General features: G+C 33.4%; 18 protein-coding genes. All 18 read left to right on the top strand.

Going from position 1 to position 21997, the window contains the following annotated elements:
• The first annotated feature begins 15 nt into the window (after positions 1-15).
• The 18 genes from gndA to ACVC43_RS14130 all read left to right on the top strand — a co-directional run bounded on the left by gndA (position 16) and on the right by ACVC43_RS14130 (position 21930).
• Positions 16-1902: an NADP-dependent phosphogluconate dehydrogenase gene (gndA, locus tag ACVC43_RS14215; protein WP_452225196.1), complete on the top strand. Its 1887-nt coding sequence runs from the start codon at positions 16-18 to the stop codon at positions 1900-1902.
• A 27-nt stretch (positions 1903-1929) separates the two neighbouring features.
• Positions 1930-3204 carry an Nramp family divalent metal transporter gene (locus tag ACVC43_RS14210; protein ID WP_452225195.1) on the top strand — a complete coding sequence of 425 codons (1275 nt, stop codon included), beginning with the start codon at positions 1930-1932 and terminating at the stop codon, positions 3202-3204.
• Positions 3205-3351: 147 nt separating this feature from the next.
• Positions 3352-4566 carry a tRNA modification GTPase gene (locus tag ACVC43_RS14205; protein WP_452225194.1) on the top strand — a complete coding sequence of 405 codons (1215 nt, stop codon included), beginning with the start codon at positions 3352-3354 and terminating at the stop codon, positions 4564-4566.
• 11 nt (positions 4567-4577) lie between these two features.
• The gene (locus tag ACVC43_RS14200; RefSeq protein ID WP_452225193.1) at positions 4578-6848 is read left to right on the top strand and encodes a heparinase II/III domain-containing protein; all 2271 of its coding nucleotides are present in this window, start codon (positions 4578-4580) and stop codon (positions 6846-6848) included.
• 78 nt (positions 6849-6926) lie between these two features.
• Positions 6927-7298: a cupin domain-containing protein gene (locus ACVC43_RS14195; protein WP_452225192.1), complete on the top strand. Its 372-nt coding sequence runs from the start codon at positions 6927-6929 to the stop codon at positions 7296-7298.
• A 382-nt stretch (positions 7299-7680) separates the two neighbouring features.
• Positions 7681-10776, top strand: coding sequence for a SusC/RagA family TonB-linked outer membrane protein (locus ACVC43_RS14190; protein WP_452225191.1), 3096 nt, complete (start codon positions 7681-7683; stop codon positions 10774-10776).
• A gap of 18 nt (positions 10777-10794) precedes the next feature.
• A complete protein-coding gene (locus tag ACVC43_RS14185) occupies positions 10795-12249 on the top strand; it encodes a RagB/SusD family nutrient uptake outer membrane protein (RefSeq protein WP_452225190.1) in 1455 nt (484 codons plus the stop codon).
• Positions 12250-12267: 18 nt separating this feature from the next.
• Positions 12268-13125: a PKD domain-containing protein gene (locus ACVC43_RS14180; protein WP_452225189.1), complete on the top strand. Its 858-nt coding sequence runs from the start codon at positions 12268-12270 to the stop codon at positions 13123-13125.
• An 18-nt stretch (positions 13126-13143) separates the two neighbouring features.
• Positions 13144-14034, top strand: coding sequence for a polysaccharide lyase family 7 protein (locus ACVC43_RS14175; protein ID WP_452225188.1), 891 nt, complete (start codon positions 13144-13146; stop codon positions 14032-14034).
• A 160-nt stretch (positions 14035-14194) separates the two neighbouring features.
• Positions 14195-14896: a FadR/GntR family transcriptional regulator gene (locus ACVC43_RS14170; protein WP_452225187.1), complete on the top strand. Its 702-nt coding sequence runs from the start codon at positions 14195-14197 to the stop codon at positions 14894-14896.
• Positions 14897-15100: 204 nt separating this feature from the next.
• The gene (locus tag ACVC43_RS14165; RefSeq protein ID WP_452225186.1) at positions 15101-16375 is read left to right on the top strand and encodes an MFS transporter; all 1275 of its coding nucleotides are present in this window, start codon (positions 15101-15103) and stop codon (positions 16373-16375) included.
• 10 nt (positions 16376-16385) lie between these two features.
• Positions 16386-17150 carry an SDR family NAD(P)-dependent oxidoreductase gene (locus tag ACVC43_RS14160; RefSeq protein ID WP_452225185.1) on the top strand — a complete coding sequence of 255 codons (765 nt, stop codon included), beginning with the start codon at positions 16386-16388 and terminating at the stop codon, positions 17148-17150.
• Positions 17151-17313: 163 nt separating this feature from the next.
• Positions 17314-18069 carry an SDR family NAD(P)-dependent oxidoreductase gene (locus ACVC43_RS14155; RefSeq protein WP_452225184.1) on the top strand — a complete coding sequence of 252 codons (756 nt, stop codon included), beginning with the start codon at positions 17314-17316 and terminating at the stop codon, positions 18067-18069.
• Between the two features lie 73 nt (positions 18070-18142).
• Positions 18143-19165: a PfkB family carbohydrate kinase gene (locus ACVC43_RS14150; protein ID WP_452225183.1), complete on the top strand. Its 1023-nt coding sequence runs from the start codon at positions 18143-18145 to the stop codon at positions 19163-19165.
• Between the two features lie 12 nt (positions 19166-19177).
• On the top strand, positions 19178-19846 hold the full coding sequence (locus ACVC43_RS14145; protein WP_452225182.1) for a bifunctional 4-hydroxy-2-oxoglutarate aldolase/2-dehydro-3-deoxy-phosphogluconate aldolase: 669 nt from the start codon (positions 19178-19180) through the stop codon (positions 19844-19846).
• 5 nt (positions 19847-19851) lie between these two features.
• Positions 19852-20364 carry a LacI family DNA-binding transcriptional regulator gene (locus ACVC43_RS14140; RefSeq protein ID WP_452225181.1) on the top strand — a complete coding sequence of 171 codons (513 nt, stop codon included), beginning with the start codon at positions 19852-19854 and terminating at the stop codon, positions 20362-20364.
• Between the two features lie 75 nt (positions 20365-20439).
• A complete protein-coding gene (locus tag ACVC43_RS14135; RefSeq protein ID WP_452225180.1) occupies positions 20440-21279 on the top strand; it encodes a DMT family transporter in 840 nt (279 codons plus the stop codon).
• A gap of 177 nt (positions 21280-21456) precedes the next feature.
• On the top strand, positions 21457-21930 hold the full coding sequence (locus ACVC43_RS14130) for a nucleoside deaminase (protein ID WP_452225179.1): 474 nt from the start codon (positions 21457-21459) through the stop codon (positions 21928-21930).
• The last annotated feature ends 67 nt before the right edge of the window (positions 21931-21997 follow it).

Below are 21997 nucleotides of genomic sequence, written 5' to 3'. Positions count from 1 at the left end.
TTTTAAAAATTAAAAATGTTGAAAAAAGTAATATTTATAATGGGAGTTTCGGGTTGTGGAAAAAGCACCATCGGAAAACGATTAGCCCAAGAATTAAATATTCCTTTTTTTGATGGAGACGATTTTCATCCTGAAGCTAACATCAAAAAAATGTCAAGTGGACAACCTTTAAATGATGATGATAGAAAAGGTTGGTTAGAAACATTAAATGATTTAGCTAAAAAGGAACTTAAAACCAACAGTTGTGTTATTGTGTGTTCGGCATTAAAGCAAAAGTATCGAGACATTTTAAGTTTGCATATTGAAAGTCGAACCAAATGGGTGTATTTGTCTGGAACATTCGACCAGATTTTCGATAGATTAAAGAATAGAACTGATCATTTTATGCCTTCAACGTTGTTAAAATCTCAGTTTGACACCCTTGAAAAACCGGAAAACGCCATTACAATAGATATCAGTTTAAAACCTGAAGAAATTATAGATGAAGTGAAAAATCGATTAGAAAATAAATTGGAATTTGGATTATTTGGCTTAGGTGTTATGGGAAAAAGCCTATGTCGAAACTTAGCTAATAACGGTTTTAAAATCGCGATGTTCAATAGGCATGTCGATGGTATTGAAGTTGATGTTGCTAAAAACTTTAAAACAGAGCATCCCGAATTATCCGAGGCTACTACTTTCGATAATATTTCAGCATTTGTAAATGCATTACAAACGCCAAGAAAAATCATGCTTATGGTGAATGCAGGCAAAACCATTGATTATGTTATAGAAGATTTACTTCCGCATTTATCTAAAGACGACATTATTATTGACGGTGGAAATTCCAACTACAAAAAAACTAAAGAGCGCTTCGAGTATTTAAAAACCAAAGGCATTCATTTTATAGGAACTGGTGTTTCTGGCGGCGAAGAAGGTGCGTTAAAGGGACCATCCATAATGCCAAGTGGAGATGTTGAAGCCTATAAAAACGTACAAAAATATCTCGAAACAATTTCGGCTAAAGACAAAAACGGTTTGCCTTGTTGCTCTTATGTTGGACCCGAAGGCAGTGGCCATTTTATAAAAATGGTACACAACGGTATTGAGTATGTAGAAATGCAATTACTTGCAGAAGTTTCTACAATTTTGGAAGCTTTGGGTCAAAATCCAGATAAAGTAGCCCTTACATTAGAATGCTGGAGAGACAAAGCCGATAGCTATTTATTAGATATTACAAGCACTATTTTTAGAAAAAAAGAGGGTAAAGATTGGTTAGTAAAAAAAGTATTAGATAAAGCAGGTAATAAAGGCACAGGTAACTGGACTACGATTGCCTCGGCAGAATTAGGAGTACCCAGTACACTAATTGCTTCTGCCCTATTCTCCAGATACATTTCGTTTTACAAAGAAGAACGTGTTTTGTTAAGTAATACATTTAAAAAAACAAATGTTTCAGAATTAAACATAAGTACTAACGAAGTATTAGAAGCCTATCAATTTGCTCGAATTGTAAATCATTATCAGGGTTTTAAATTAATTGCAGAAGCCTCAACTAAATATTCTTGGAATTTAAATTTAAGCGAGATATCGAGAATCTGGACAGGCGGTTGCATTATTAAATCTACATTAATGCACGAATTGGTTGCTGTTTTTAAAAACACCTCAAACATATTAACCAATCTTACAATAGCTAGCTCGCTTAAAAAATATAAGTCATCGGCTAAAAAAGTGGTGTCGCAATCTGTATTAAATGAGTTAGCAACGCCTGCATTATGTGAAGCCCTTCAATTTTTTAACGGCATGACAACAGCATCATCTTCCGCAAATGTAATACAAGCGCAACGTGATTATTTTGGAGCACATACCTACCAGCGTAACGATGATGATTCAGATGCTTTTTATCACACAATATGGGAATAGTTCAAAACATATAAATTATTAAAAATCATGTCAGAATCTAAAGCGAATACTTCTATATTAAAAAAAATTATTGCGATCATCTTAGGTTTTGGTCCTGGAATTTTTGCAATAGGCTATACTATTGGCACAGGTAGTGTGACATCTATGATAGTTGCAGGAAGTAAATTTAATATGCAATTACTTTGGGTGCTACTTTTAAGTTGCTTATTCTCAGGTATTTTAATGTTTGTTTATGGAAATTATGGCTTAATTACTGGAGAAACCGCGCTTTACGGGTTTAAAAAACATTTAAAATTTGGAAAAGCACTGGCAATACTAATTATTATTGGTGTTACGTTTGGTCAATGGAATTCCCTAATGGGAATTTTAGGAATTTCATCCAACATTATTTTCGAAATACTAACATTAAATTTTGAAGGCTTAGCGAGCTATAAATATGAAACCGTTTTAATAATAGCCATCGTAATAATTATTACTTTTTATTTATTAATGCTCGTTGGGAAGTACACTTTTTTCGAGAAAATACTGGTTATTTTTGTAACATTAATGGGTTTTTCGTTCTTGCTATCTTTATTTTTTGTGCAACCGCTTCCTTTAGATGTTGTTAAAGGCTTAGTGCCAACCATTCCAAAAATCCCTGGAGGTAAAATGTTAGTTGCTGCCTTTGTTGGTACTACTATGGCAGCTGCAACTTTTTTATCGCGACCGCTATTTGTAAAAGGTAAAGGCTGGAGCATAGAAAATTTAGCGCAACAAAAAAAAGATGCTATAACAGCAGCCGTTTTAATATTTATAATAAGTGGTACTATTATGGCTGTAGCTGCTGGCGCTTTGTTTTATCAAGGTAAAGAAGTTACGCATGTATTAGATATGGCAAATACCTTAGAACCTGTAGCAGGAAAGTGGGCTGTTACTATTTTCTTTTTTGGCGCATTAAGCGCTGGTTTGTCTTCTATATTTCCCTGCTTGTTAATAGCTCCTTTATTAGTTGCCGATTATCAATCTGGAACGCTGGATACCAATTCTAAACAATTCAGAATTATTACTGCTATAGCGTGTCTGGTTGCTTTAATTGGTCCTGCTTTTGGAGCAAACCCAATTGAAATTCAAATTCTATCCCAAGTATTTAATGTATTTGTTCTACCATTGGTAATATTAGGGATAATTATACTAGTTAATAGCAAAAAAATTATGAAAGGCTATGAAACTAATATCTTCGTTAATACTGGGCTATTCGCAGCATTGCTTTTCTCTTTAATCATTTCTTATAATGGAATTCTCGCTTTAACAGAATACTTTTAAGAAATCGATATTTTTTATTATAATTTTTTATTAAAAATATAATTTCTATATTTGGTAAACCAATCTGGTTAACCAATTATGATATAATCACCATGTTAATTATTTAGATTTTGGTTACATTAACAAAAAGGATGATTAATTGATTTTATGAAAAAGAATTTTACATTTTTATTAATATTAGTTTTAACTAATTACGCTTTTGCACAAACAAACTTCGAAAAAGGTTACTACGTTAATAATGCAGGTGATACTATTAACTGCTTAATTAAAAACAGTGATTGGAAAGATAATCCAACAGACTTTGAATATAAAATTCAAGAAAGCGATGTGCCAAAAACAATGGACATAGTTCTAGTAAAAGCATTTGTAATTACTAATATCTCAAAATATATAAGAGCAAAAGTTGACATAGATAGGTCGTCTGACGATCTTGATAAACTCACTAACAACAGAGCGCCAGCTTTTAAAGAGGAATCACTTTTTTTAGAGGTTTTAATTGAAGGAGATGCTAATTTATATTTTTATGAAGATGGAAATTTAACCCGATTCTTCTTTAATTTACAAAATTCAGACATCGAACAACTTGTCTATAAAAGTTATTTAAGAGACACCAAAGTTATTGCAGAAAACGATTATTATCAACAACAACTATTAAATAGTTTAACCTGTCAAACTAAAAATTATAAAAAACCTAAAAACTTAGAGTACAAAAAAAACGATCTTATAAAAGTTTTTAAAGATTATAATTTGTGTACCAATTCTGAAATAACAAACTACAATGAAAAGAAAAAAAGAAAACTATTTTATTTAAGAGGTAAAGCTGGAGTTGCCTATACGTCACTTCAGGTAACAAATCCTTCTTCAGAATTTAGAAATGTCTCATTTAATAGCAAGTTATCTCTTAGATTAGGTTTAGAGGCTGAATTTGTTCTTCCTTTTAACAATAATAAATGGTCCCTTTTTACAGAACCAGGTTTTCAAAACTACACTACCACAAAACATGTAGTTAACGAGGAGGTGGTAGGTATTTTTAATAATTTTAATGTTGATGTTAATTTCAAAACCTTTGAGTTCCCTATAGGAGTAAGACATTATTTTTTCTTAAATAATCATTCTAAACTGTTTGTTAATGGTGCCTACAAATTAAAGTTTACAGGGAATTCTAATATTAAATACAGTACTGGAGCTGTTTTAGAAATTAAAAACGCCAATACTTACGAATTTGGCTTAGGGTATAACTATAAAAATAAATGGAGTATAGAGTGTAGGTACGCACTTACTTCAAATATTTTGGGTAATTATCAAACCTATTTATCAACTTATAAAAATTCATCTGTAATCATTGGATACAACATATTATAAATAATATTTAAATGAAACTATATAAACTCATCCTATTCCCAGTATATTTAATTTGTGTATTAGTTGCGTGTAAGGAGCAAAACACTACTGCTTCAGGTACTGATTCTAAAACAGAATTAATTAGTGAACATCCTAAATTAATTCTTACCGCTCAGGGTGTAAAAGACATTAGAGCACAACTTGGCAATATTCCAATTTTTGATAACACTCTAAAAAATGTTAAAGCAGAAGTTGATGCTGAAATAGCCCAAGGAATAGAAACACCCATACCAGTAGATTATTCTGGAGGTTACACACACGCAAGGCATAAACGTAATTTCCTAGTATTACAAAAAGCTGGTGTGTTATACCAAATTTTAGACGACGAAAAATATGCCAAATACGTTAAAGACATGCTTATGCAGTATGAGGCAATGTACAAAACCTTGCCACTGCACCCAAAAACACGATCGTACGCAAGAGGTAAATTATTCTGGCAATGCCTAAACGATTCTAATTGGTTGGTGTATGTTAGTCAGGCTTACGATTGTGTCTATAATTATTTAACCGAAGCAGAACGCAACACCTTAGAAACAAATCTCTTTAGACCATTTGCAGACCACATTTCTATAGATAGTCCGCAGTTTTATAACCGTGTTCATAATCATAGTACCTGGGGCAATGCAGCGGTTGGTATGATTGGTCTTGTAATGGATGACGAGGAACTCATACAACGCGCATTGTACGGAATTAAAGGAGCAGATTTAAACAAAACGGCAAAAGATGACGATGGTGGTTATATTAATAAAGACGGGAAAGCTGGTTTCTTAGCCAATATTGAAGAACCCTTTTCTCCCGATGGTTATTATACCGAAGGACCATATTACCAGCGTTATGCCATGTATCCTTTTTTAATTTTTGCCGAAGCATTAGAAAATGTAAAACCAGATTTAAAAATTTTCGAATACAAAGATGGTGTACTCTTAAATGCTGTAAATGCTTTATTAAATTTATCTGATGCAGATGGTGAATTCTTTCCACTTAACGATGGGCAAAAAGGAATGTCTTACTATTCCAGAGAATTAGTTACAGCAGTCGATATTGCCTACCATAATGGTAATCAAGATCCTGGTTTATTAAGTATTGCCAAACAACAAGATCAAGTATTACTTGATGATTCGGGATTTGCAGTTGCAATTGGTATTAAAGATGGAAAGGAAAAGCCATTCAATAAAAAATCTATTAACCTATCTGATGGGCCAGATGGTACACAAGGCGGAGTTGGTATTTTACGAAACGAAGATTTAGAATTGGTTTTTAAGTACGCCGCACAAGGTTCAAGTCATGGGCATTACGATAAATTATCTTACTCACTGTACGAAAATGGCGAAGAAATTATTCAGGATTATGGCTTGGCACGTTTTGTAAATATCGAACAAAAAGGTGGTGGCAATTACCTAAAGGAAAATAAAACCTGGGCTAAACAAACCATTGCACATAATACAATTACTCAAAATGAAACATCTCATTTTAATGCGGACTATGAAATAGGGAGTCAAAACCATTCAGTATTACATTATTTTTCTTCAAATAACGATACTGTGCAGGTAATAAGTGCAAAAGAAAAAAATGCGTATCCTGGTACAACGTTATTACGTACAATGGCAATTATTAAAGATGAAGAATTTCAAAAGCCATATATGTTGGATATTATGAAGGTAACTTCTACTAAGACCAATCAATACGATTTTCCATATTACTTCTTAGGGCAGGTATTACAAACCAATTTTGAATACGAGACGCCAAAAACTTTAAAAGCTTTAGGAACTAAAAATGGTTACCAACATTTGTTCTTAGAGGGTTCAGGTAAAGCATTATCAAAAAATACCAAACTATCTTGGTTAAATGAAAATAAGTTTTACACACTCACAACAACTACCAATGCTAATGATGAATTGTTATTTACAAGAATTGGAGCAAACGATCCAGAATTTAATTTGCGTCGTGATGCAGCGTTTATGCTAAGAAGAAAAAACGCCAAAACCACCTCGTTTGTTTCTATTATAGAAGCACACGGCAGCTACAGTCCTGTTTCCGAATTCGCCGTAAATGCTAATAGCAGTATAAAAGACTTAAAAGTAGTTTTGGATACAGAAGATTACACTGCAATTAAAATAACCAACATTAATGGCAACACTAAACTGTTTATAACAGCAAATATTAATGCTTCAGAAAAAGCAAAACATAATGTAAAAATTAATGATAAGAATTATGAATGGTCAGGTTCTTATTATTTTAAGTAGCACAAAACGGCTGTTCAAAATTCATGCATATTAATGATAAAGAGCGACAGCAAATAACCATAAAAACAAAATAAACATATGAAACGATTTAGCGAAAAGTACGTCATTACTAAGGACATGGAATGGGAAGAACTTGGTGGAGGAGTATCAAGAAAATTTTTAGGCTACGATAACCAGATTATGATGGTAAAAGTAAAATTTGAAAAAGGAGCTTTAGGTGCTCCACATCAGCATTTTCATACACAAGCTACCTATTGTGTTTCTGGTAAGTTTGAATTTGAAATTGATGGAGAAAAGAAAATTGTAGAAGCAGGTGATGGTGTTTATATAGAACCTAATCTATTACACAGTGCCGTATGTTTAGAAGAGGGTATGTTAATAGATACTTTTAGTCCAGTAAGAGAAGATTTTTTAAGTGGTGGCAAAGTATCTTATTTTGGAAATAAATAAGATTTACTAAAATTGCTACATCTGGTTATCAGGACATTAAAAAGCAGTAATACAATTCTTACGTTTCTATCAATATTTGCTATTTTAACTCAAAACGCAACTATTTTAACATTTTTAATTTACGAAAACGTTGGAATTAACAAAATTTTATATATATTTGGTTGACCAGTTTGGTTAACCAATTTTTAAACCATCAAACTGAATCAAAAAAAAAAGGACGAGTGCACACTCATCCTTTAATTAAAAAAACTTCTGTGAAGGGAAGTAATTACATATAAAATATAATCATTGCAAAGATAATAAATCTCGATGTTTCTGTAGCAATAATTATGTTTTTAGTCAAATTAATTCAATCACTAACTAAAAACTTAAAAGACAGATTATGAATTTTAAAGTAAAATCGGCATTTTTTGTGTTGTTCTTCATGAGCTTAATTTCATTTGCTCAAAATTACACACTAAAAGGACAAGTAATTTCGGGCGACGACAATATGGCATTACCAGGTGTAAACGTCATTATTGCCGGAAGTTCTACTGGAACATCGACAGATTTCGATGGTAATTATCAAATAGAGGTAAAAGACGGTGATGTCTTACAATTTTCCTACATTGGTTATACCTCTCAATTAGTACCTGTAACAGGGCAAACTACTCAAAATGTGAGTTTGCAAATAGACGCAAATGCTCTTGAAGAAGTTGTGGTTATTGGTTACGGTACACAAAAGAAAAGTCACTTAACTGGTGCAATATCTAAGGTTGTTAACGATGACTTAGACCAAATTGCCGTATCGAGAGTAGATGACGCCTTAATTGGGCAAGTTTCTGGTGTAAACATTCAAGCAACTAATGCAGAAGCTGGTGGAGCACCTACTATATCTATTAGAGGTGTAGGATCCATAGCTGCAGACTCTGGTCCTGCTGTGGTAGTCGATGGGGTGATTGTAAACCGAGATTATCTTGGGAATCTTGATATGAATGATGTTGAATCTTTTGAGGTCTTAAAGGATGCAGCATCCGCTGCTATTTATGGTAGTGAAGGTGCAAATGGTGTTATTCTTATTACCACTAAAAGCGGTAAAGAAGGTAAAACACAATTTAGTTACCAAACCTATACAGGTTTTAAGGATGCTCATGGTAGCGACGATTACAGAAAGAGTGTTAAAGATTGGGCTGAAAAAGAATTAGCTGCAACAGGTACGCTTTCTGGCGAAACCCTATATGCACAACTTTTAGTAGCGACTACAGGCGTAGATAGAGATTGGCAAGATGTTTTCTTCGATGGAGGAACAGTTACAAGCCATTCTTTTGCAGCACGTGGAGGCTCAGAAAATACTAAATTTAGCACATCCTTAAGATACTTGCATGATGAAGGTGTTGTAATTACAGATGATTACAAACTTTATACTGCTAAAATAAAAGTAGATTCTAAATTAACCGACAAGCTAAAATTTGGACTTAGCGCTACACCTTCTTATACCGATCAAAGAGTGTTACCAACATCAATACACAATCCAATTCGCCAATCTCCTTGGTTGCCTATATATCATACGGCAGAAACACTTCAATTTACAGATCCAGGAGACAATATTCAAGTGGGAGACTATTTTATGGAAAATGACCTAATTAATCTGGATTTAGATAATGATGGTAATACAGAAAGACCACGTACTTCTGGAGATTCTAATCCATACGCACAATACGTGGAGAGAGAACATTATGAGTATAACACTAAGTTATTTGGATCGACCTATTTAAGTTATGAAATTTTAGATGGATTAGTAGCAAAAACATCGCTTGGTGTTACTTTAGACCAAAGAAAGAGAACACGATGGGATGGAACTAAACATCATGCATCTGGAGCAAGTAGAGCCCAGTATTATTTACAAAATCGCTACAGAAGTAGATTTATTTTAGATAACACCTTATCTTATAGTAAAGATTTTGGTAACCATGAATTTGATTTCCTTGCAGGTTTTAACGTACAACAAAGAAAAGCCGAGTTTAGTGAAATTGTTGGAAACGGTTATACTAACGACTTACTTAAAAACTTAGAAGGAGCAACTACAATTGCAGAATTTCAAGAAATAAATACCGAAACTAAAAAAGTAGGTTACTTTGGAAGGGTTACTTATGCTTACGACGATAAATATTTAGCATCTGTTTCCTTTAGACGAGATGGTAGTTCGGTTTTTGGTCCGGACTCAAAATATGGTAACTTCCCTGCAGCCTCTATTGGTTGGAATATTCATAACGAAGATTTTTTAAGTGATAGCGATTTTATTAGCAGATTAAAGCTTCGTGCAAGTTATGGTTTTACTGGTGCCGAAAACTTTAATATAGGTAACGAGGTGGTAAATACCTGGCCATATTTATCTTTATTACAAAGTTCTAACGCCATTACCAATGGTGGAATAACAAATGGTGTTTCTGCACTTAACATTGCTAATCCCGACTTACAATGGGAAGCTTCAGAAGAATTTAACCCAGCTATAGATTTCGGCTTCTTAAACAACAGAATTTCAGGATCTTTAGATTATTACAAACGTAATAGTGATGAGTTACTCTTAGGAAATCCTGTATCTTATGTTACTGGTTTTTCAACTGGAATTGTTAACTTAGGAGAAGTGCAAAATACAGGTTGGGAACTTGAACTAAGAACTAAAAACATCTCTAATGAGAAATTTTCTTGGAGTACTACCTTAATAGCCTCTACAAACCAAAATGAGTTAATTAGTTTTGGAGACTCTAACAATGCATTGATTGAAGATACTTATGGTAGAAATTCGCAATGGATTAACAGAATTGGCGAACCTATCTCTTCCTTTTGGGGTTTTGTAGTAGATGAAGAAGCTTACAATGAAACCGCTTTTAGAACGACGTATGTAGATAATCCTTGGAATAGAATTAATGGACAAGCCGACGATACTATAGTAAAAGATTTAAATGGTGATGGTATTATTACAGATGAAGACAAAACTATTTTAGGAGACCCATATCCAGATTTAGTATATAGTTTTACCAACGAATTTAAATTCGGAGATTTTGATTTCTCTTTTATGTTACAAGGTAGTTTAGGTGCTCAGGTAAATAATATTGGAGATCAATACTTCTACAATTGGTTTGGAAACAGAACCAGAAGTGGTGGAGAGGCTCAAGCAGTTGCAGATGGATTAGTACCACACGAATCATTTATTCAGGAAAAAGTATTAACAAGCGAAGTTATTGCAAGTGCAGATTACTTTTCGCTTCGTAATGTAAACCTTGGATATAACATGCCGGATTCGGTGACTTCTAAATTAGGTTTATCTGGTTTAAGAGTATATGCCACAGCTCAAAACTTACTTTACATAACCGCAGACGATTACCATGGCTTTAACCCAGAGCACGTAGATGGAGACGACCCAAGAGCTTATGGATCTCAAAGAGCAGGTACGCCTATATACAAAACTGTAACCTTCGGTTTAAACGTTGATTTTTAATTTTAAAAAAAATAAATTATGAAACATATAAAATACTTAGTCTTTGCCCTTACAGCATTTACTTTAAATTCTTGTAGTGAAGAGTTTTTAAACCCAGAACCAGATACTGTAATTACTGTAGACGCCTTTTTTCAAACTGATGAAGACGTGCTTGCGGGAATAATAGGAATCTATGATGCCATCCAAGGCGTTAATGAGAATACCGAAACAAACATTGGTAGAGCAAACAGAGGTGTGCAGTTCGAACATCTTTTAACAGAACACCGTTCTGATAATACAAGAAACGCAACATTAGAAGGCTCTAAGTCAGATTTCCACAGATATACTATTAATCCAAACAATGTAGAATCAGAGGATTATTACCAGTCTATGTACGAAATCATTTTTAGAGCAAATAACATCTTAACTTTTATCGATGTTGCAGATGTAAATAATCAAGCAAAATATGCAGCTGAAGCTCAGTTTTTAAGAGCTTATGCATATTTTAATTTAGTGAGATTATATAGTGATGTACCGTTAGTACTTACTGTTTTAGCACCAGAAGATGAAGCCGCTTTATTTACAAGAATACCAAAGGCTCAAATCTATGCACAAATAATAAGTGATTTACAAGTGGCAGTAGATGTATTAGATAATACTTTCAAATCAAGAGCTTCGAGAGCAGCTGCTCAGGCATTATTAGCTAAAGTTTATCTATCTCAGGACAATCCTAATTATTTAGGCGCACAGGTATTGTGTGAAGCTATTATTAACAGTATGGAATTCGATTTAGAAACAAATTATTCAGATGTGTTCTACAACGAATTAAACGATGAAATCATCTTTGCTATACAATATGAATTTGCGAACGCTGCAGAAAGCCAGAGTTATTCATCAGAATTTACATCAGAAGAAAGACAAGGAAGAGAAGATGGTCAGAACATTATTAATATGAATCTTAAAGCAGATTTTGATGCTTTTGGAGGAAACAGAACGCCTGTTTCTATTACAGATTTAAATGGAGACCTTGACGATGACAATAATGAAGTCGCTAAGTTTTTACCTGAAGGGTCAGATATAACTGTCTCTCCCCCAACTTATGGTTCAAACCCTCGTAATGCTGGTAATGATTTTATTGTTCTACGCTATGCAGATGTGCTTTTAATGCACGTTGAAGCCATTTTAGCAGGTGGCAATATGACTTCAAGTTCTAATGCACTTTTATCTTTTCAAAAAATAAGAAACAGAGCAGGTTTAACAGATATAGTTACCTCAATTACTAAAGATGAACTTTTAACAGAAAGAAGAGTAGAACTGGCATTCGAAAATCAACGCTGGTTCGATTTACTAAGATTTAACGTAGCAAATACAGTATTAAGTGCACATGCAAATGCCAGAGGCTATGTTTTTTCTTCAAGAGACCTATTATTACCAATACCTTCAAGAGAGATAAACCTAAGTGATGGTCTATTAACTCAAAATCCAGGATATTAATAAATAAACAATTTAACTATGAAAAATAAAGCAACTATTTTCCGTAATACAACTTTAATACTCTTAAGCATATTTACTGCTAGTTTTATTTTTAGTTGTGAGCCAGATCTTTTTCGAGATGATCTGCCAGATTCTAATTCTAAGCCAGATACTGTCTTGCCAGAAGCTAATTTTACTTACACGGCAGATGAAGTAGATTTTACTATCATTAATTTTCAAGATTTATCTTCAGAATCTAACACCTATTTTTGGGAGTTTGGAGGTGGAGTAACCTCAACCGAGCAAGACCCAACATATGCATTTCCTGGCGAAGGCACCTACCCTGTTACACTAACAAGTAGTGATTCTAACGGAGCTTCAAGTACTATAACTCTGGATGTTATTGTAGTTGAGCCAGAAGAACCAGAAGCAATAATACCAGATATTTTAGAACCTAGTTTCGAAGACAACAGTTTACCAGATGGTACTGGCGATGGTCGTGATTCTTGGAGAAATTCAGATTTAGGAGGTGTTATTCAAATTAACACAAGTTCTACGGTGCCAGATGGCGGACAAGCTGCTAAATTTCCAAGTTCAGCAGACCGTATTGGTTATCAAGAAGTTGAAGTAACACCAAATACCGACTATAGAATTACTTACACATACAGATTAGAAAATGCAGGAGGAACTTGTACCGTAGCAATTCTTGCAGGAGGTGGTTTTACAGATACCGCAACAGCAAATGCTGCAACAATAGAGTCGTTTACTGGTAGTGAATTATCGTACACCACTGTCGATTTACTATTCAATTCTGGTGCTAATAACATAATTAGTATTTTTATTACTAATACTGGCGAAGAAGCACGTGTAGATAACTTTATCGCAGAGTTACAATAAAACATTAATAGTATTTAAATGAAATTTAAACTTATAATCTTCTTTCTTTTCGCTTCAGTCTTTATAGCTAATTGCCAGTCTGCAGATAATGCTACAAGTACAGCTAATAATAAGACAAAGAAAAAAAAGAAGAAGTATAAATTACCCGATATAGATTTATCGCATTGGAAAGTTACAACACCTTCTGGCGATGGTAAAAAACCATATGAGGTTGAACCTCCCGAAATTTTAAATTACGCCACAAATGAGAAACTTATACCATACATGTATAATGACTCTACTAAAAAAGGGGCTCTAGTATTTTACGCTTACCCAAGCAAGGCTACAACAGCTAACACAAAATACTCAAGATCAGAATTAAGGGAGCAAATGGTACCAGGAGATAATAATACCAATTGGACCTTTAAGCAAGGTGGTTACATGAAAGGTAAACTTGCAATAGATGAAGTTTCAAAAGATAAGGATGGGAAATATCACAGAATTATCATTATGCAAATCCATGGACGCTTAACAAACGAACAAAGAGATTTAATTGGAGAAAAAGACAATAATGCACCTCCAATATTAAAAATATATTGGGATAAGGGGAAGATTAGGGTTAAAACCAAAGTTTTAAAAAACTTAAACGCATCAGATACCGAAATTCTTCATGAAGATGCTTGGGGAGATGACGAAGGATTTAATTTCGAACAAGAAGTAGGATTTAGAAAATTCACACTCGAAGTTAAAGTATCAGAAGGAAAAATGGTAATTGTTTTAAATAATACTGAATATAAGGTTTACGAAAATGTCCACATGACAAGATGGGGAATATTTGAAAACTATTTTAAAGCTGGGAATTATTTTCAGACAAGAGATGAAGGCGCTTTTGCTAAAGTTAGATATTATGAATTAGAGGTATCGCATTAGTATTTTAGTTTGATTAGTCTTAATATGTGCCTTTTGCTAAATTTTGCTGACCTTATTTGGTTAGGTCAGTAAGATTTAGTTTGACAAAGATTCTTATTAAATAATCTATTGCTTTATATTTGTTTAAACAAGTAAAATGAGCTGGTTAACCAATTAAAACATGAAATTAGAAATACTCACAAAATCTGAAAATTTAAATGTTCAAAACACTATCATTTCCAAGATTGGGAAACTAATAAATGATAAAAATCTTGAGCCAGGTGAAAAATTACCTTCTGAACGTACACTTTCTGAAAAATTTGAAGTGTCGAGAAGTAATGTTAGAGATGCCATTCAGAAATTAGAATTTTATGGCATTTTAAAATCCATTCCGCAGAGCGGTACTTTCGTTGCTAACATAGGTAGTATTGCAATAAACGGAATGATTGAAGACATTCTTAGATTAGATGAGCCAGACTTTAAATCGCTGGTTGAAACCCGTATTTTATTAGAACTAAAAACATCAAGATTAGCAGCCATTAGAAGAACAGAAGAAAACTTAGAGCAAATGAAAATGGCTTTAGACGCTTATGCTCAGAAAGTTTTAAACGGTGAAAACGCAGTAGAAGAAGATTTGTTGTTTCATTTAGCAATTGCAAAAGCAAGTGGTAACAGCACCATGAATACATTTATGTTAAGTATTACTCCTGAAATTATTACAAATTTTGAAAAACATCATGTATGTGATAAAAATTTAGCGAGTCAAGGTATTAAGGAACATCAAGAAATATACAATGCTATAAGAGATCAAAACCCAAAATTGGCAAAACAAAAAATGAAAGATCATTTTAGTGTATTGTATCAATATTGTTACAATATCTAAATTGAAGGTGACTAAAATTTAAATAGTAAAGTGCACAATTTATTATTTAATAAGAAATATATTGAAGGGAAGTAAAGTTGTTTTATTCAGTTTAACAAATAGTTATACTACCTAAACCTTTACTATACTTATTTTTTTAAAATTTAAGTAACAACAAAACACTTGCTTTAGCGAGCAAAGGTAAAAACTAACAACAACTAACATATGAAACTAAAAGGCTTAAGATGGTGGATAATTGGACTGGTGTGCCTTGCAACCATAATAAATTATATAGATAGATCTGCGTTAGGCATTATGTGGCCAGCTATGAGTGAAGATTTAGGTCTAACTAAATCAGACTACGCATGGATTATAAACATTTTTACTATTACCTACGCTGCTGGTAAATTTATATCAGGAAAAGTATACGATTGGGTTGGAACCAAAATTGGCTTTGTACTTTCAATATTCTTTTGGTCATTAGCATCTATTCTACATTTCTTCGCTAAAGGCGCTATGTCTTTAGGTATTTTTAGAGGACTCTTAGGAGTTGCTGAAGCAGGTAATTGGCCAGGAGCGGTTAAAAATAATGCAGAATGGTTTCCTATTAAAGAGCGTGGTTTAGCTCAAGGAATTTTTAATTCTGGAGCAGCAATAGGATCTATTGTTGCAGCACCAACCATTTCTAAATTATTCGAAGTTTTCGATTGGAGAGTGACATTTGTTATAATCGGTGTTTTAGGATTTTTATGGATAATTCCCTGGTTAATATTTAACAAAACCAAGCCAAAAAATCATCCATGGATTACAGAAACAGAAAAAGCACATATTCTTTCTGGACGTTTGGAAAGCAGACAGGATGATGAGGCAAAAAGTCTTTCTGTATTACAAATACTTTCACTTAAGGAGGCTTGGGGAGCAATTGCTGCTCGCTTTTTTATCGAACCTATTTGGTGGCTTTTCGTCTTCTGGATGCCAATCTATTTAACAGACACGTACAATTTCGATGTAAAACAAATAGGACTTTATGCATGGTTTCCGTATGTAGGTGCCATGATAGGTAGCTTAGCAGGTGGCTGGTACGTAAAACATTTAATGAATAAATATAGTTTAGATAAATCACGAAAGACTGTTATTTTAATTGGTGCCATAATTATTGTTATTGCCATTATAGGAGCGATCTTCTTCGCAAATACACCTATAAAATTTGTGTCTTATGTATTTGTAGTGCTTTTCGGATTCCAATTCTCAATTAGTAATATCCAAACATTACCAAGCGATTTATTAAACGAAAAATCTGTGGGAACCTTGGCTGGACTAGGAGGTAGTATAGGTGCTGTTTCTGTAATTATCATGAACTGGCTAATTCCTATCATTACTAAAGAATCGTACACACCAGCATTTATAATATTAGCAATTTTAGCACCATTAGCAGTAATATCAATATTTGTTTTAATAAAAGAAATTAAACCTATAGAAAACGAAATAATTAAAGAATAAAATTTATAACATGAGTAAACAAGATAAAAAAGTAGCTGTTGTCACAGGAGCAACAGGAGGAATAGGATTTGAAGTTGCAAAAAGACTAGGTAAAGATGGCTATACTGTTATATTAAACGGTATCCAAGATGATGAAGGTTCACAAAGAGTAAAAGAACTTACCGACCAAGGTATAACAGCAGAATATTTTGGTTTCGATGTAACTAGTGAAGAAGCTGTAACTTCTAACATAGAAGCAATTGGAGATAAATTTGGAAGAATAGACGTGCTTGTTAACAATGCTGGCGGATTAGGTGGCAGATCTCGTTTTGAAGAAATGACAACTGAGTTCTACAGAAATGTCATGGCATTAAACTTAGATTCTGTATTTTTTGCTTCAAGAGCTGCGATACCTTATTTAAAAAAAGGAGAGCACCCATCAATAATTAATTATACCTCAAACGCAGGATGGACTGCCGGAGGACCTGGAGCTGGAATTTACGGAACCTCTAAAGCTGGCGTACATGCAATAACAAGAGCATTGGCAAAAGATTTGGCAGAATATGGCATTAGAGTTAATGCTGTATCACCTGGTACTATAGACACGCCATTTCATGCTCAAATTAAAGCCACAAAACCAGAAGTGTTTGCGTCTTGGGCTAATAATATTATGCTAGGAAGATTAGGGCAACCAGAAGATGTAGCTGGCGTTATTTCTTTCTTGGCAAGCAAAGATGCATCATTTATTACAGCAGAAACCATTCAAATAGGTGGCGGACAAGCTTTAGGAATCTAAGTGTAAAATGTTTTTTGAATAAAATTTAAGTAGTTTATAAATTTAACAGTAAAAAATTAGCGTTAATGTATAATTACAAAAACGCTAATTTTTTTTTAAGTTATTAAAATAACTTAATTCAACAAATTTAAGAATAGAAACCAACCACTCAAACACAAATAAAATGAGTAAATTTAAAGATAAAGTAGCAGTAGTAACAGGTGGCTCTCGAGACATTGGGAGAGCCATATCTGTTAAATTAGCAAAGGAAGGAGCCAAAGTAGTTGTAAATTTTAATAATTCTCAAGCTGGAGCAAAAAAAACATTAGATATAATTAAATCTTTTGGAGGTCAAGCTATAGCTGTACAAGCAGATGTTTCAAAACTTGAAGACATTAAAAATTTAAAGCAGAAAACAGTTGAAGCATTTGGCGATAAGGTTGATATTTTAGTAAATAATGCTGGTGGGCTTTTTGCACGAAAAACATTGCAGGAATTAGATGAGGCTTTTTATGATTTGGTTATGAATGTTAATTTTAAATCTACCGTTTTTGCAATGCAGGTCTTTGAGCCCTTAATGAGCGAAGGTGCTTCTATTATCAATCTGTCCTCACAAGCATCTCGCGATGGTGGTGGTGGTGGATCTTCTTTATATGCATCTTCAAAAGGTGCTGTAACGACTTTCACCAGAGCAATGTCTAAAGAACTCGGCCCTAAAGGAATTAGAGTAAATGCCATTTGTCCAGGATTAATAGGAACAAAATTTCATGACGATTTTACCAAAGATGAAATTCGCTCTAAAGTGGCAGCCAGTACACCTCTAAGAAGAGAAGGTAGCGCTGCTGAAGTTGCAGATTTAGTTGCTTATTTAGCGTCAGATGAAGCATCCTTTATTAACGGAAATAATGTAGATATTAATGGCGGATTAGCGTTTAGCTAAACTAAAATTTTTAATAAATTTAATAATACAGTCATTCATCTAAAATAGTAAAGGCTATAATTAAATTAATAACATGAGTAAAGTTGTCACATTTGGCGAAATCATGCTAAGACTCTCCACAGAGCGGCATTTAAGATTCTCACAAGCAAAGAAGTTTGCAGCCTCTTATGGTGGTGGTGAATTTAACGTAGCAGTATCATTAGCAAACTATGGTATTCCTGCTGAATTTGTAACCAGATTGCCTGAAAACGAAATTGGAGCTTGCGCTTTAAAAGAGATGCGCAAACTTAATGTAGAGTCTAAAAACGTTATATATGGAGGAGATAGACTTGGTTTATATTTCTTAGAGACAGGTGCAGGAACACGTGGCAGTAATGTAGTGTACGACAGAGCCAATAGTTCTATGGCCACCATTACTAAAAATGCTATAGATTGGGAATCTGTATTAAAAAATGCAACTTGGTTTCATTGGAGCGGTATCACTCCTGCTATCTCAGAATCTGCAGCACAAGCCTGTTTAGAAGCTGTAAAAGTGGCTCATAAATTAGGCATTACTATATCTTCAGATTTAAATTACAGATCTAAACTATGGCAATATGGTAAAGAACCTAATGAGATAATGCCAGAACTTTTAAAATATAGTAATATTATTTTAGGAGATTTAGATACCGCCTTTTTTATGTTAGGAAAAGAGAAAGAAAATCCTAATTATCAAGATGAAAAATCGCTGCCTGCCCTATATGATAAACTATTTAAATTATGCCCTAATTTACAAACTGTAGCAACAACCTTAAGATATTCGGTTAGTGCTTCTCATCAAAGAATTGGTGGCGTGTTGTACGATGGTAAAACTATTTATAATGCCGATATTAAAGAAGTAACGCCAGTAGTTGATAGAGTTGGTAGCGGAGATGCATTTATGGGTGGCTTAATTTATGGATTATTAAGTTTTGCTAACGATAAACAAAAGGCTCTAAACTTTGCAGTAGCAGCTTGTTGCTTAAAACATACTATTTCGGGTGATTATAATTTAATTACACTAAACGAAATAGAAAAATTACTAAGTGGTGATGCATCGGGTAAAGTTTCAAGATAAATAACAAATAAAATGGCTCAATATACAAGAATAGAAGTTGCAACCGTAATGAAGGACACTGGTTTAGTTCCTTTATTTTATAATGAAAATATAGAAATAAGTAAAAAAATAATGAAAGCGTGTTACGATGGTGGTGCACGACTTTTAGAGTTTACTAGCAGAGGCGATTTTGCCTTCGAGGTCTTTACCGCACTTAACAAATATGCAATTAAAGAATTACCTGGAATGATAATGGGAGTTGGCTCCATTACAGACGCAGCTGCGGCATCCCTTTACATGCAACTTGGCGCCAACTTTATTGTAACACCTGTTTTAAGAGAGGATATTGCTATTATTTGTAATAGAAGAAAAGTGTTATGGTCTCCAGGTTGTGCAACCCTAACAGAAATAGCCAGAGCAGAAGAATTAGGCTGTGAAATTGTAAAATTATTTCCTGGCAATGCCTATAACCCGAGTTATGTTAAGGCAATAAAAGGGCCTTGTAAATGGACGAGTATTATGCCTACTGGTGGTGTAGAACCAACTCAGGAAAGCTTAGAATCTTGGTTTAACGCTGGTGTAACCTGTGTAGGAATGGGCTCAAAATTAATAAGTAAAAACGCTGAAGGCGATTACGATTACAATAAAATTGAAAATAACACAAAAAAGGCAATCGCTATTATTAAAAACTTAAGAAGTTAATTATTTTGAGCGCTTCAATTACATTAAAAGACTTATCGTCACTATCAGGATTTTCTGTGTCCACTGTGTCTAAAGCTTTAAATAATAAAGTAGATATAAGTATAGAAACAAGAAAGACAATTAGAACAATTGCTGAAGAGCACAACTACATTCCCAATAATTTTGCAGTAGCTTTAAGAAAAAAATCGTCGAAAGTTATTGCCATAATTTTACCGCAAGTAAATCAATCTTTCTTTGGATGTTTTTTATTTAACATTCAAAAAAAAGCATCAGCATTAGGCTACAGAATGTTGTTTTTTCAATCGTTTAATGAGCATTCTAAAGAAATTGAATACATAAATAGTATTAACGATGGCAGTGTCGCAGGAGCAATAGTGCTTAGCGTAAATAAGTTTAGCAAACACAATACTAATTTTCCTGTTGAAATTGTAGCACTAAACGACTTTACCGACAAAAATGAAAGCAAATCTAAACTACACTGCTTAAAGAAATTCAATACCCTTTTAGAAAAGGTTTAGTTTAGATTTAAAATATATTGTTTAAGAACCCTTCTGATATTTTGTATTCCGAAGGGTCTTTAATTTAAAATAGCTATGCTAAAGAAAGCAGTTCAGTATATGGTAATTAGTGCAATAGCCTTCACATTTATGAATGTGTTTGTTAAGTACCTAACTAATTTTAGTGCTTACCAAATTGTATTTTTTAGATCTGTTGGCACCCTGTTTTTTACCATGCCCTTTTTACTTAAAAACAACATTTCAATTTTAGGAAACAACAAAGGGTTACTTGTTTTAAGAGGTGTTGTAGGTGCCATAGCAATGACGCTGTTTTTTGCCTCACTAAACTATCTGGCAGTAGGCACAGCTGTTTCATTACGTTACCTGTCCCCTATTTTCGCTGCAGTTTTTGCACTGTTTATATTAAAAGAAAAAATAAAGCCTATACAATGGCTTTATTTTATAATTGCATTTTTAGGTGTTGTTATTTTAAAAGGTTTTAGTGCAGAAATGAGTGATTTGGGCCTGCTATTTATCTTATTATCCGCAATATTAACCGGTTTAGTTTTTATCATCATTAGAAAAATTGGTGATAAAGATCATCCTGTAGTTGTGGTAAATTATTTCATGATTATTGCTGTAATTTTTGGTGGTATTTTATCTATAAATAATTGGGTACAGCCTAAAGGTATGGAATGGTTAATTCTATTGAGCTTAGGTATTTTTGGATATTACGGACAACTGTATATGACTAAAGCCTTTCAAATCTCCGAAACTAATATTGTTGCGCCTTTTAAATACATTGAGGTGATTTTTACTATGATTATAGGTATAATATGGTTAAATGATAGCTACACCCTTATAAGTTATATAGGCATCATTTTAATAATTGTAGCTTTGGTTTTAAACGTGCTGGTAAAATCTAAAAAGCCGTAATTTTACCCTTCTGTTTTATAATTCAAATAAAAAAACAACCTTCTCTTTAACTGTTTTCAGTTTATTAAAGATAATAAGCACTACTCCGCATTCATTATAATTTAGCAGAAAAATAACTGTAAAAAGGTTATCTTAGATGTTTAGATTTAATATGAAAATCGATTCTATAAAATTAATATGACAGATAAAGAAAAATTCATGAAAGAAGCTGTAAATGCAGCATTAAAAGGCATGAACAACAACGAAGGCGGACCATTTGGATGTGTAATTGTTAAAGACGGAAAAATTGTAGGAAGAGGCAACAATAAGGTAACTTCCAGTAATGACCCAACAGCACATGCCGAGGTTACCGCTATTAGAGATGCATGTAAAAACTTAGACTCTTTTCAATTAGATGGTTGTGAAATTTACACCTCTTGCGAACCTTGTCCAATGTGCTTAGGTGCTATTTACTGGGCAAGACCAGACAAAGTGTACTACGGAAGTAACCAAGTAGATGCGGCCAATATTGGTTTTGATGACGAATTTATTTATAAAGAAATTCCCTTACCATATGAGAAAAGAAGCATCCCTTTCGAGCAGTTAGCAAGAGAAATTGCTTTAGAGCCATTTCAAGAATGGACCAAAAAAATTGATAAGACTGAGTATTAATTTACGAAAATTGTTAGTTCGAGTATTTCTGGTGTGCGAGAAATGTAATGAAAACCATTATAAATTA

Source organism: Lacinutrix chionoecetis (assembly GCF_053604665.1).
Note: the sequence above shows the minus strand (reverse complement) of the source record. Positions and strands in the feature narration are given on the sequence as shown.